The organism is Mesorhizobium wenxiniae (assembly GCF_002284535.1).
In the GTDB taxonomy this organism is placed as follows: domain Bacteria; phylum Pseudomonadota; class Alphaproteobacteria; order Rhizobiales; family Rhizobiaceae; genus Mesorhizobium; species Mesorhizobium wenxiniae.
Genome location: NZ_NPKH01000001.1, coordinates 144,019 through 156,379, shown reverse-complemented (window position 1 = coordinate 156,379; position 12,361 = coordinate 144,019). Strand labels below are relative to the sequence as shown.

The following is a 12,361-nucleotide window of genomic DNA, read 5'->3' as shown; positions in this document are numbered from 1 at the left end:
CAGCACGAACACCTATGCGGGGGATAACTGGTATGTTCCTTTTTTGTTCTTTTCGAGGTGGCCGCGTTCCTGTATACATTGCAACATCTTTTGTTCCCGACGGAGTGTCCGATGACTGTGCAGCCCAGGACTCTCAATGAGCCGACAATCAGCTGCCCGAGCTGCAAGACGGACATTAAGCTCAACGAGTCGCTCGCGGCACCGCTGATTGCGGCCACGCGCGAGGAATACGAACGGCGCCTTGCGCAGAGCAATGCCGTCATGGCGGCGCGGGAAGAGGAGCTTCAGCGCAAACAGGACGCGATCGACGCCGCCCGGGAGGACATCGACGGCCAGGTCTCTGAAAAACTCAAGCTTGAGCGTGCCGGGATAGCAGCCGAAGAGGCCCGTAAGGCGAAGCTGCTGGTCTCGACCGACCTTGAAGACAAGGACAGGAAGCTGGGCGAGTTGGAGGCGACGCTGATGGCGCGGGACGAGAAGCTCGCCGCGGCGCAGCTGCAACAGGCCGAATTTATGAAGCAGCAGCGGGCCCTCGACGATGAAAAGCGGGAAATGGCGCTGACCATCGAAAAGAGAATCCAGGAAGGGTTGGACGCCGTCCGCGTCAAGGCCAGGACCGAAGCCGAAGACGGCCTCAAGATGAAGGTGGCCGAGAAAGAGGAACAGATCGCCGGCATGCAGCGCCAGATCGAGGAGCTGAAACGCCGCGCCGAGCAAGGATCTCAGCAGCTTCAGGGCGAGGTCCTTGAGCTCGAGTTGGAGTCGCTGATCGCTAGCCGCTTCCCGATGGACATCATCGAACCCGTCGCCAAAGGTGAGTTCGGTGGTGACGTGCTGCAGCGCGTGGTGGGACCGGCCGGCCAGCCCTGCGGAGCGATCCTGTGGGAATCAAAACGCACTAGGAACTGGAGCCCGGGCTGGCTCGGAAAGCTCCGGGCGGACCAGCGTGCGGCCAAGGCTGACATTGCGTTGATGATCTCCGAGGCGCTGCCTGCGGGGGTCGAAACGTTCGATCTGGTGGATGGCGTCTACATCGCCCATCCCAAATGCGCGATTCCGATCGCGATCATGCTCCGGCAGTCCCTCATCGAGCTCGCCAACTCCCGCCTCGCCCAGGACGGCCAGGCCACCAAGATGGAGCAGGTCTACGGCTATCTGACTGGCCCTAGGTTTCGCCACCGGGTCGAAGCGATCGTCGAGAAATTCTCCGATATGCAGGACGACCTTGCCAGGGAACGGAAGCCACAATCCGCCTGTGGGCCAAGCGGGAGGCTCAGATCCAGGGTGTCATCGAGTCGACCGTCGGAATGTACGGCGATCTGCAGGGCATCGCCGGCAAGGTGATGCAGGAGATCGCGGGCTTGGATGTGTTGGCCATAGAAGCATCCGCGTCCATCCCCGATTGAGAAAGGCGAATCTAAACTGGATATCGGGTTTGGGAACGAGGGCAAGCTGCGCTTTGTTACGGATGATCCGTCAAAGGCGGAACGCAACGCCAAGAAGCCGCCGCGCTGAACCCCCTCGCCCGGCCGGGTCATCAGATTGCTATGCAGCCTCCGGTTTTTGAGCCAAGCTGTGCGGGCAATGAAAGCCTGCCCGTGACAGACCGCGAAATCCACCTCTACCTCGATGACAGCGGCAGCCGAGAGCCGGACCGAGAGCCAAAAGAGAAGCGCCGCGACGAGATGGATTATTTCGCCCTCGGCGGGATCCTCATCAACGAGGAAGATGTCGATGAGCTCTACAGTCGCCACAAGGCCTTTTGCCAGCAACACGGCATAACGTACCCCCTACACTCCTGGGCGATCAGGGGCGGGCGCGGCGACTTCGGCTGGCTGAAGAAGCCTGAGGCTGCCTACGAGTTCCTGGGTGACCTGGAACGGATGCTGCTCTCCCTGCCCGTCATTGGGATTGCCGCAGTCATCGACCGCCCGGGCTATGTGGCCCGCTACCGCGACCGGTATCAGGATTAACTTTGGTTCATGTGCAAGACCGCCTACTGCATCCTGATCGAGCGCGCCGCTAAATACGCCCGCAGCCAGGACTGCAAGCTGCGCGTGTTCTTCGAACGTGCCGGCAAGGCGGAGGACCGTGATCTGGTGGCCTATATGCGCATCCTGAAGACGCAGGGCATGCCGTTCGACGGCGCCAACTCGGCCGGCTACGGGTCGTTGACCGCAGAAGAGTTCAAGGACATCGTGCGCGGTGAGCCCCGCGGCAGGACCAAAGCCACACCGATGCTGCAGATCGCCGATCTCTACCTCTATCCGATGGCCAAGGGCGGATATGACCCGTCCTACCGGCCCTATAGGGCCCTGATGGGTCACAAGCGTCTCATCGACGCGCACCTGCCGCCCGAGGAGCTGGCGTCCCGTGGCATCAAATACAGCTGCTTTGACAGGATAAAAAACAAAGACCCGGACTAGCCGGGCCTTCGTTTTGAAAAGTTCGGCTGGCGCCTGGCGCCAACCCCGGAGCGATGCTCACGACGGAACTATGGGTGTCGACAACCCGATTGTCAATACCCCGGGTGAACCTTGGGTCAGGGGGACCTATCTTATCGCTTGCATATAGCACGGTTCATCTGATCGACACTTCATATTATCAAGTCATCTTCTTCGGGTGTAGCGCGGGTCCCCGGCCCCTGAATCAAGAGACGTAGGCCGGACGAACCGTGAAACACCCTCCCCCTGAATGCAGAACCGTCCCCAATGCCCTTGCGTCATCACGGGAAACCACCATATCTGGATGCAGTTCACCACAGGGAGCCTCATATGGCCCAGCCAGAAACCGCCAAAGCAGACGTCGACAAGCTACGCACCAACGAGAAGAAGTGGACCAAGGCACTCATGGCCACCGGCTGGAGCGCTTTCCCCAACATCATCATCGAGAAGCAGCAGGCTCTCGGCCTCGATGCGCTCGACATGAACATCATCATCCACTTGGTCCAGTACTGGTGGCTGCCCGACAACCTGCCCCACCCCTCGGTCGAGACGATCGCCAAGGCAATCGGGGTGACGCCCCGCACCATTCAGAAACGCATTGCCGCGCTCGAGGCCCTTAAACTTCTTGGCCGGGAGGAACGGCGCAACACGCCCAATGGCAGCATGACGAACCGCTATCATTTCGATGGCCTGATCGAGGCCGCCAGGCCGTTTGCCTTGGAAAAGGCCGCCGAGATCAAGAAGGCGGCCGAGGAGAGATCGAACCGGTTGAAGCGTAAGAAGCCGCAGCTGGTCGTGGACAACGATGCATAGGCAGATCGTGGCGTAGCTCAGAGGATAGAGCGCCTCGCTTTCGACCGGGGTGGTGCGTGACACCGCTATCTAGGGGCGAGGAGGTCGCAGGTTCAAGTCCTGCCGTCACGCCATTGTCCTCGATATGGATCCCTCGGCTCCGGAAACTCGAAAGATTTCCGGCACCGGACCCATAATCTACCGTGGTTTTTCAATTGGCCTCCCTTTGATATTTGTTCTGCGTATGTTCATATCAAGGGACCAACACGAGGACTCAATATGGGCATGCGATACAATGGCCGGCCGTTTGATTCGGGGGATTTTGCAAAGGATTTTGAAGCTGCGGCTGTCGAGAGCATCAAGGAACAGCTGTGGGAGAGGTTCAGTGCCATTCGCCATCCTGATACAGGCGAATTTCCCACTGTCCTGGTCCTTGGAGAAGCCCTTGACGATTTGCGGCTCAGTATTGAGGGCTCGCCGCAGCTTCTCGCGCTGGTGAAGGACAAGATGAGCGACAATGAGCAGGCGTCGACTGTGTTCCTGCCCCTGCAACAGGGCTCCCCGAAAGCCTTTCTCAGCTACTCGTTCGACGATCGCGAGCTAGCAGAGACGGTCGCGCGCGCCCTGATGGCGGATGGAATCGATACCTGGTGGGCGGAATGGGAGATCCGTTCCGGAGATTCCTTGCGCCGCAAAATCGACGAGGGACTGGGCAACTGCACGCATTTCATCGTGCTGCTGACTCCGAGCGCCATGCAGAAGCCGTGGGTCCAGCAGGAGATGGATGCCGGCCTGGTCCGCCGCATCTCTGGGCAGGCGCGCTTCATAGCCCTTCGCTACGGTGTCGCGGCACGGGAATTGCCGCCGCTTCTGTCGGGCATGCTCTCGCCAGAACTTGATGCCGCGCGCCTAGACGAAGGCGTGCGCAATCTGGTGAACGACATCCATGGCGTGACGCGTAAGCCGCAGCTCGGCGCAGCGCCCATTGCGGCTGTGCAGCCGGCGACGGGTTACTCCAAGGTCGCAACGGCAATTGCCAAGATCTTTGTTGAGGAGACGTCGGATGCAATGTTCTCGCACCCTCAGAAAGGGGTAGATGAGCTGGCGGCCACCATTGAAGCGTCAGAGGAGGACATCGAGGACGCTCTGCACGAGCTGCGCGATCTGGTTTCCGTCAGCTTCGGCCGCGTCTTGCCCAAGGAGGACCTGTTTGCCACATTCGACAAATATTTCATGGATTGGTCGCCCGAAGATGACGCGCTGCGTATCGCTGCCGACCTGATCAACGACCCGTCGATGCCCCACGATACAGGCCAGGTCGCCGAGCGGTACGGCTGGGAGCCGAGGCGCATAAACCCCGCTCTGGCCTATCTGATGGCCCGCAAGCTGATCGTCGACTACAAGGTACTCGCCAGCCAGTACAATTCGATCAGGGTGGTGAAAACGGACGCCACGCGGCGCTTCGTGAAGAGCCGAAGCTGAGGATCCCAATCCGCAGGGTCATGCCCGACAAGGTGCAGTGACCGGGGAGCCCGACCACAGGACCATGGAGCAGTCACCCTTGTTTTTTGGCAAATGGGGAGACGTCCCCATCGATGGCGATGTGAGGCCATTTAGCATCTTCAATCCGGTCCGCAGCGGGGCGGGACGGAAGAACCGAAAACACCACTTCATCTCGGTCACCTATATGGAAGGCTTCGCCGATGACCGCGGCCGTGTCCAAGTCTATCGGGCCGAGGCGCCAGAGGCACCGCTGCCGAAGCAGCCGAGGGCAACTGGGTACGAGAACTACTATTACTCTCAGAAACTCCCCGGTGGCGGTCAAGAAAACCACAGATTCGAAGACCTCTGGAATCCGATCGAGACCGTTTGGCCGGAGACCGTCCGTGCGCTTCAGGCTCGTCGTCTTTCACCGGCTTTATCCTTCAATGTCCAAGGCATGCAAACGATCATGCGGACGCGCGTTCCGGCGACCCGAGATCGCATCGCGCTTATGCTGGAGGCTAAGCTGCGAAGCGAATGCAAGGTGTTCGAGGAAATCGGCAAACTGCCGCCAGAATTGGAACGCTACGCCGGTCAGTTCGACACCGTGCCGGTCGGCGTCAATCCGCATGAAACACTGCTCGCGATGGAGGACGAATTCAAGACGTTCGGCGATCTCTGCTTTCGGCTTGGCTTCGAGGTTCTCCACAACAAGACCGACATCCCATTCCTGACTTCCGACAATCCGGTGTGTACATATGACCCGCGCGAACCGCTGCTCGCACGCACCCCCTATGATCACTCCGGTGACATCGAGCTGATCTTTCCCCTGACCGCCCGCATGCTGGTGCGCGGTTCAAGCAAGCGTCAGCCGTTTGGCGTCCTGACACGGCACCGCGACGTCACGGATAAGCACAAAGTTCGCCGGTTCAATCGAACAATCGCTCAATTCGCGTACCGGATGACGGTCGGCCAGGACCGGTCGAGCGATGCGCTGATTTGTGCCCATGCGCGTCTCGTACCGACGATCAGCACCGAGGTCCGCCGACACAACAATGAAATCCAGATCGTCTGGCGGCATATCTTCGGGCCGAAACCGGATCTTTCTCAGTATATTGACACCCCGGAAAAGGCCTCCCGCCTTGAAGCAAAAATGGCCTTGGCCGCATCGAGCCCCGTGTCCGACGGCTGCTAGCAGCGACGTCGGCACTACGGCGCGCCAAGCACCTCCGGCAGCAGTATTCCCCCAACCAAGCCGCAGCTGTTGCTTCGACGTTCCGTCCCAGACTAACCCGCTGAAAGAAGGGGATAAATTGAAATTCCGCAGCTTGGCCAGGTGAGGCGTGCTAGTTCTCTCCTCCAAAGGAGACATCATGCCCGACGTGACGCGGGAACGCGTGAGAGATGAACTTCTCCGCATGGAAGAAGATTGTATTCATTCCGGCAAAGCGCACTTCAACGCTTCAGCGCGCTGGGCGGTGTGGAACTATGTCTTCGGCATTCCCTCGGTGATCCTCAGCACCGCAGCGGGCGCTGCTTTTTTCAAGGACTATCCTGTCGCCGCGGGTTCTATGGCGCTTTGCGTTGCCGTCCTCACGTCGCTGATGACGTTCCTGAAACCCGGTGAGAAGTCGGCTGACCACAAGAGTTCGGGCGACCAGTACCTGGCGCTACGCAACAATTCCCGCGTTTTCCGCGAGGTCGAACTCGACAACACGCCCGATGCCGAAACCGTGCTGACCGCCCTGAAAGGCTTCACCACGCGGCGCGATGAACTGAACCAGGCAAGCCCTGCTTTTTCAGACCGCGATTTTAAGAGGGCCCGCGACGGCATTAACGCCGGCGAACCCAAGCACGCGGTCGACAAAGGTTCCCACCAATGACAGTCAATAGCTACCTCGTATCCCGTGCAAGCGACGCGGTGCTCTCGGCCGACGAGAAGGCCTCGATCGCGACCTCGGTCACGACCTTGAGCTCCCGGCTGGCCAGTTATTTCACGGTCGCCGGTGATGGCCTAACGTCGCATTTCCGGTTCGGCTCGCACACCCGTGGCACGATCCTTCCCCGCAAGATGGATGCGCACTCGGACGTTGACTACATGATCGTTTTTGAAAAAGGCGGACTGAACCCACAGACCTACCTCACCCGACTGCGTAAGTTCGCCGAGCAGAAATACGCCAACTCCGAACTCTACCAATCGAGCCCCACGGTGGTGCTGGAGCTCAACCATATCAAGTTCGACCTAGTGCCCGCCTTGCTCTCGTGGGGCACGACGTATCAGATCCCCAAGGGTCCCGATGAGTGGCAAAGCACGAACCCGAACGATTTCAACAGCACGCTCGAGACTGTCAACGGCAACAATTCCTATTTGATCAAGCCAACCGTGCGCCTCGTCAAATTCTGGAACGCAGAAGCCGGCTATGTCTACGATTCGTACGGCCTCGAAAAATGGATCGTCGGCCTGGGCTTTTATGGCTGCTACACCCAGAAGGACTACTTCTTCAAAGTGTTCGACAACCTGTCGGCGAACGAAGTGGCCCAATGGCGCAACGACAAGATCACGCGCGCCAAGGACATCATCGCCAGGGTCCGCAAGTACGAAGCCGATGACATGCCGAATTCGGCTGAGATCGAGGTCAAGAAGCTTATCCCGGCGTAGCGAGCAACTCTTGTGATAGCACTTCCGCCCCGGCCAACACGGCTGAGCCTGCCGTCCCTGTAAACGCGATCATGCGCATCACTGATCGCAGGTCGGTCAAATGTCGTGTCCCCTCCCCGTCGTTGGAATGGGCAGCTCGAGCGCAGCCAAGTCAGCCTTTCCAGCGTGCCCGACGCCTTTGAAATTGGGCAGGCGCCGACGCTCCAAACCTCCTATCAGTCGCCTCGACCTAACCTAGGACAACCTGTTGAGGCTCCGCGACTAGCTTGGCGCTTCGGGCGGCAACCGAAGCGATTGGCGGGTTAATGCCGGGGACTTTGTCCGAAAGATGTAGTCCTATTTCGTACGAGATCACGGTTGAGAGGTCAGAAATATGCTACGAATTTCGGACAAAACTCACTCGCAAAGCGGCACGGCTATTTGTCGAGTTCGACTCCGACGTAATCTTGGTCGACAACAAAGTCAGGGATGATGTCACCAGCCAGTAATTTCTCCTTCGACAGCAACCCGGCATCCTCGAGCGCCTCGTCTCCGGCAAATCGCGCAGCGTATCAAGCCCGAACTCCAGCAGGAATTCTTTGGTCGTGACATAAGTGTGGGCGCGCCCGGCGTCGGGCTACGCGGGCCGGAAGCGATCAGACCGGCACCGCGCAGATGACCAATAAAATCGCGACTGATCTCCTTGCCGAAGAAGGAAGAAAGCTCGGCGCGGGTGATCGGCTGGAAATAGGCGATGCACATCAGCACCAGCACCTCCGACTGCGTGAGATCGCCCGCACCCCCACCGCCGCCAACGGCTGTGTCAAATGCACTGCGGATCGCATCGGCATAGGCAGGCCGGGTCAGGTGCTTCCAGCCACCAGCGACGGCAACGAGGTCATAGGGTCGACCGCGCAGTTCTTCGCGGATGTCGTCGATGAGAAGATCAATGCTGCAGCTTTTGCCGACGACGCGAGCCAGCGTCTCGCGGCCGACTGGTTCACCGGCAGCAAAGATCGTGGCCTCGACACGGTTCATCCATTCGCGCCAACGCGCCTCCGGCGGCAGGTGATCCAGCTCCCGGTCAAACAGCTGGTCAGCTGATCGACGGTCATCTGACCGGCTCCCCCCTCGCCTGCGCGCCGCTTGCACCATTATCGTCAGAGCCCGTAGATGCGGAAGGTCGGGCGGCCGGATAGCTCTCGGACGGCGCCTAGCTCGACCAGACGGTCGAACAGGCGGCGCAGCCCACGGCCACTCCTACCGGCGATCTTTTCCGAGGCAACGATCGCATCGTCGGACAGCAGCTTGTCGACAACAAGATCCGCCGCCTTGGCCCTGAGTTTCGGCGCAACAGCAAGCAGCCGGTCCGAGCGGCGCTCGAGCTCGGCGGAAAGATCGATGGCGCGTAGCGCAGCCCGCGCCTGCGCGGCAAGCAGACTTTTGGCACGCTCAGGATCGGTCTCAATGCCTGTCGCCACCGAGTTGGCTGCTGATCTACGCGGGCGGACGCTTGTGCCCAGGGCCGCTTCGGCGCCGAGCAACGGCACCGCGTGTGCCCAACCCAGCCGTTGCGCCAGCAGGGCGTCGGCGAGCCAGGCTCCAAGGGCGCGCGCAAAGCCGTGGCGTTCGGCGATCGCGACGGCGCCGGTTATCATTCCCACCGTCCCGTCAGTGGCGGCTAGCTGCCGAAGTTCGTCCGTCAGGTCGCTTACGCCCTCGTCATAACGCGCGAGACCGAGGCCATCCAGCACCGCGCCGATGCTCGCCTCGGTCAGCAGTTTCTCCGCCTCAAGTAATGAAGCTAGGGTTGGGCTTAGCTCTGTGTCGACTGGCCCAAACAGCTTCTGTACATGACGACGATTGTCTTCGGTTCCGATCAACTCCCGAACGGCGTCTGCAAGGGACTTATGCCCAGCTATGTCGCGCTTTATCATGTCGGCCGAGGTTCCCCGCCTTTTGCGTAACCCGCAGATCAGGGATGGTTGCATTAGGGGAACAAATGCAGGTCCACTTCGGTTAAAGACTTGCAGCGGTCGATCCGTCTCGGTGCAGCCACTGTCGAGGTCCGTGGCCAATTCCTCTCGGTGGCGAACCTCCAACGATAGTTACAGCGGGACTAAAAAGTAGGCCCAATCTCGCGCTCCAGGGCGACGCGGGCCTTCCGTAACGAGACGAGCAGCCGCTCCAGTAGGCCTTCATCCAATTCGGATGCTAGGCCCGAAACGCCCGGTCGTGCTCAACGATCCGGTCCTGTATCGACACTACGGTTTCATAACGAGCTACAAGGCTCGTGAGGACTTCCTGATGATCGGAGGTCATACGCTGCCCGTTCTGGGCAAGGAGCGGGCATCAAGCTTAAGCGTTCATAAAGAACGGCCTCATCGAACTCGCCGTCCGAGAACAGTGCCATTACGCTCACGCTCAGGCGCTCCGCCTGCATGCGGCTAACGGAGATACCTGCCTCGGCGCAGACACGATCAAAGACCTGCTTCAACAAAGCCAGGTCGCTGGGATAGGCAATGCCACTCATTGAGCTGGTGTTACTGACCATAGCTGTTCCTCCCATTAGGGCGGAAGCGTGGCCGTCGCTCAACGGCGATGCCCATGATGTAAATCGCCGATGGAAGCAGGCTACTCCGATTCATGCGGAGAGTCTGGGAAAGGGCTGCTAGAGTTCTGCTCACCGAAGTCGCGCCTCCGAGACAGAACCCAAGCAGCGATCCTTGGGTCAATTCCTAAAGATATCAAGAGTTGGAAACGTACCAAACAGAGGATGGGATGTTTGGTATTCAGTGAGGCGCTTTCTATGGACACGCTCAAGTGGCTTCTCAGCTGCTGAACTGCGGCATGCACTAAATCGCCACCTGTGTCCCGATCTCGACGACGCGTCCGGTCGGGATCTGGAAATATTCCGTTGCGTCGGCCGCCGTGCGCGCCAGCCCGATGAACAGCTTGTCCTGCCAGACCGGCATGCCGGAATTGGGCGAGGCCTTGAGCGAGCGCCGCGACAGGAAGAAAGAGGTCGTCATGATGTCGAACTTCCAGCCCTGCTTGCGGCAAATCGCCAGCGCGCGCGGGATATTGGGCTGCTCCATATAGCCGAAGGTCAGCGTCACCCGCATGAACAGCTCGTTGATCGTTTCCATCTTGACCCGGTCACTGTCGGGCACGACGGGTTGTTGCGCCGTCACCACCGAGAGGATGACATTCTGTTCGTGCAGCACCTTGTAGTGCTTCAGGCTGTGCATCAACGCGGTCGGCGCGCTGGCGGGATCGCTGGTCAGGAACACGGCCGTACCGGACATCAGCTGCGGTTTCCTCTTCAACAGATTGCCTGCAAGGGAATCGAGCGGAATCTCGTTCCTGCGCGTCTTGTCGAATAGATACCTGGTGCCTCTTATCCAAGTCCACATGGTCATCACGATCACTGCGGCAATGGCAAGCGAGGCCCAGCCGCCTTCGAATACCTTGACGATGTTGGCTGCAAAGAAGCCGGTATCGATGAAGACGAACACCGCCATTAAGGCTATCGCGACGCCGAGCGGCCATTTCCAGATGCGCGTCATGACGACATAAAGCAGTATGTTCGTCACCAGCATGTTGCCTGTCACCGAAATGCCGTAGGCCGAGGCAAGCTTGCTGGATTCGCCAAAGCCGACCACCAGCAGCATCACCACGAGCGCCAGTAGCATGTTGACGCGCGGCATATAGATCTGGCCGGATTGTCTTTCCGACGTATGCAGGATTTCCAGGCGCGGCAGCATGTTGAGCTGCACTGCTTGCCTGGTCAGCGAGAAAGCGCCGGAGATCACCGCCTGGCTGGCGATCACGGTCGCCGCCGTCGCCAGCACCACCATCGGGATAAGCATCCGGCCTTCGTTCATCTCGAAGAAGGGATGACCGACGACACCGCCATTCGCCAGCACGAAGGCGCCTTGCCCGACATAGTTGAGCAACAGGCAAGGAAACACGATGGCCAGCCAGGCAAGCACGATCGGCTTGCGCCCGAAATGGCCGAGGTCGGCATAGAGCGCCTCAGCGCCGGTGACGGCGAGAAAAACCGCACCAACCGTGACGAAGGCGACTTCGGGCGAGTTGATCAGGAATGACACGATATAATGCGGGCTGATTGCCAGCAGGATTTCCGGGTCGTCCATGATGTGGTTGAGGCCGGAAAGGCCGATGGCCAGGAACCACAGCGCGGTAACGGGCCCGAACACCAATCCTACGCCGCCGGTGCCAAACCGCTGTACCGCAAACACGACCGCCAGAATGGCCAGTGTCAGCGGCACCACATAGGGCTGGAATGTCGGCGTGACGACATTCATACCTTCGACCGCCGACAGCACCGAGATCGCCGGCGTAATGACTGCGTCGCCGAAAAAAAGCGCCGCGCCGACAATGCCGATGCCGAGGATCACCGCCGAGCGCGTCGGGAAACTGTTGCGCGCCAGCGCCATCAGCGACAGCACCCCGCCCTCGCCGCGATTGTCGGCACGGAGCACGAACATGATGTATTTGATGGTGACGGTGATCGTCAGCGACCAGATGATCAGCGAGAGTACGCCGAGGATGTCGCCACGGTTGGCGACGTTGCCACCGGCCGATGCGTGCAACGCCTCTCGGAATGCATAGATCGGGCTGGTGCCGATATCGCCGTAAACCACGCCCAACGCGCCCAGCATCAGCACCTTGGTGCTGTGCTGCTCGACCTCAGAATGGCTCGATTGTTCGACAGGTTCTGCCTCGTTACCAGCATTGGTAAGGGCCATGGACGACACTCCGATAAGCGGGCGGTGCTCTACGCTTGCTGCACTGCAATATCAAGTGCCGTCACGTAATGTCTGCGTCTCGGTATTGCCTATCGCTCGTCGGCTTCGCAGACTCGTCAGCCCCGAAGCGGCTTGGGAATTTTTGCGAGACTATGCTGAAGCTCCGGGAGCAACGATGCCCCGAGCCAGTATCGGATTAGGTCGATGCTCGGGCGCGCGAGCTCAGATGC

10 protein-coding genes, 1 tRNA gene and 2 pseudogenes are annotated in these 12,361 nt (G+C 59.8%); 9 read left to right on the top strand and 4 right to left on the bottom strand.

The features are described from left to right. The first annotated feature begins 111 nt into the window (after nucleotides 1-111). From CIT31_RS00695 to CIT31_RS00660, 9 genes and pseudogenes are all read left to right on the top strand, one after another. Nucleotides 112-1,406: pseudogene (locus CIT31_RS00695) on the top strand (DUF2130 domain-containing protein). 192 nt (nucleotides 1,407-1,598) lie between these two features. Continuing rightward, nucleotides 1,599-1,973 carry a DUF3800 domain-containing protein gene (locus CIT31_RS34750; RefSeq protein WP_245316066.1) on the top strand — a complete coding sequence of 125 codons (375 nt, stop codon included), beginning with the start codon at nucleotides 1,599-1,601 and terminating at the stop codon, nucleotides 1,971-1,973. Between the two features lie 9 nt (nucleotides 1,974-1,982). Next, complete coding sequence (locus CIT31_RS34745; protein WP_245316065.1) at nucleotides 1,983-2,426, top strand: type III PLP-dependent enzyme domain-containing protein; 444 nt, start codon at nucleotides 1,983-1,985, stop codon at nucleotides 2,424-2,426. 348 nt (nucleotides 2,427-2,774) lie between these two features. Then, on the top strand, nucleotides 2,775-3,257 hold the full coding sequence (locus tag CIT31_RS00685) for a helix-turn-helix domain-containing protein (RefSeq protein WP_023679072.1): 483 nt from the start codon (nucleotides 2,775-2,777) through the stop codon (nucleotides 3,255-3,257). A gap of 6 nt (nucleotides 3,258-3,263) precedes the next feature. Beyond that, nucleotides 3,264-3,368: transfer RNA gene (locus tag CIT31_RS00680), tRNA-OTHER, on the top strand. A gap of 147 nt (nucleotides 3,369-3,515) precedes the next feature. Next, on the top strand, nucleotides 3,516-4,718 hold the full coding sequence (locus CIT31_RS00675; RefSeq protein WP_095517089.1) for a toll/interleukin-1 receptor domain-containing protein: 1,203 nt from the start codon (nucleotides 3,516-3,518) through the stop codon (nucleotides 4,716-4,718). Nucleotides 4,719-4,797: 79 nt separating this feature from the next. Continuing rightward, nucleotides 4,798-5,913 (top strand): DUF4238 domain-containing protein, encoded by a 1,116-nt coding sequence (locus CIT31_RS00670; RefSeq protein WP_236378328.1) that lies wholly within the window; start codon nucleotides 4,798-4,800, stop codon nucleotides 5,911-5,913. 178 nt (nucleotides 5,914-6,091) lie between these two features. After that, a complete protein-coding gene (locus CIT31_RS00665; RefSeq protein WP_029356699.1) occupies nucleotides 6,092-6,601 on the top strand; it encodes an SLATT domain-containing protein in 510 nt (169 codons plus the stop codon). Next, a complete protein-coding gene (locus CIT31_RS00660) occupies nucleotides 6,598-7,377 on the top strand; it encodes an SMODS domain-containing nucleotidyltransferase (protein ID WP_095517088.1) in 780 nt (259 codons plus the stop codon). The genes CIT31_RS00665 and CIT31_RS00660 overlap by 4 nt, the downstream gene beginning before the upstream one ends. A 416-nt stretch (nucleotides 7,378-7,793) precedes the next feature. Here the strand turns inward: CIT31_RS00660 and scpB are convergent. The 4 genes and pseudogenes from scpB to CIT31_RS00640 all read right to left on the bottom strand — a co-directional run bounded on the left by scpB (nucleotide 7,794) and on the right by CIT31_RS00640 (nucleotide 12,131). Further along, nucleotides 7,794-8,511: pseudogene (gene scpB / locus CIT31_RS00655) on the bottom strand (SMC-Scp complex subunit ScpB). A gap of 5 nt (nucleotides 8,512-8,516) precedes the next feature. Further along, on the bottom strand, nucleotides 8,517-9,434 hold the full coding sequence (locus CIT31_RS00650; RefSeq protein ID WP_236378330.1) for a DUF1403 family protein: 918 nt from the start codon (nucleotides 9,432-9,434) through the stop codon (nucleotides 8,517-8,519). A 194-nt stretch (nucleotides 9,435-9,628) separates the two neighbouring features. Then, a complete protein-coding gene (locus tag CIT31_RS00645) occupies nucleotides 9,629-9,910 on the bottom strand; it encodes a hypothetical protein (protein ID WP_095517087.1) in 282 nt (93 codons plus the stop codon). A 301-nt stretch (nucleotides 9,911-10,211) separates the two neighbouring features. Next, nucleotides 10,212-12,131, bottom strand: a complete 1,920-nt coding sequence (locus CIT31_RS00640; protein ID WP_091600265.1) for a potassium transporter Kup — start codon at nucleotides 12,129-12,131, stop codon at nucleotides 10,212-10,214. Nucleotides 12,132-12,361: the final 230 nt, after the last annotated feature.

What these genes read in the sequence shown, in the direction of transcription:
- CIT31_RS00685 (WP_023679072.1), top strand. Translation starts at nt 2,775, where the DNA reads ATGGCCCAGCCAGAAACCGCCAAAGCAGACGTCGACAAGCTACGCACC.
- CIT31_RS00645 (WP_095517087.1), bottom strand. Translation starts at nt 9,910, where the DNA reads ATGGTCAGTAACACCAGCTCAATGAGTGGCATTGCCTATCCCAGCGAC.
- CIT31_RS00660 (WP_095517088.1), top strand. Translation starts at nt 6,598, where the DNA reads ATGACAGTCAATAGCTACCTCGTATCCCGTGCAAGCGACGCGGTGCTC.
- CIT31_RS00675 (WP_095517089.1), top strand. Translation starts at nt 3,516, where the DNA reads ATGGGCATGCGATACAATGGCCGGCCGTTTGATTCGGGGGATTTTGCA.
- CIT31_RS34745 (WP_245316065.1), top strand. Translation starts at nt 1,983, where the DNA reads ATGTGCAAGACCGCCTACTGCATCCTGATCGAGCGCGCCGCTAAATAC.
- CIT31_RS00665 (WP_029356699.1), top strand. Translation starts at nt 6,092, where the DNA reads ATGCCCGACGTGACGCGGGAACGCGTGAGAGATGAACTTCTCCGCATG.
- CIT31_RS00640 (WP_091600265.1), bottom strand. Translation starts at nt 12,131, where the DNA reads ATGGCCCTTACCAATGCTGGTAACGAGGCAGAACCTGTCGAACAATCG.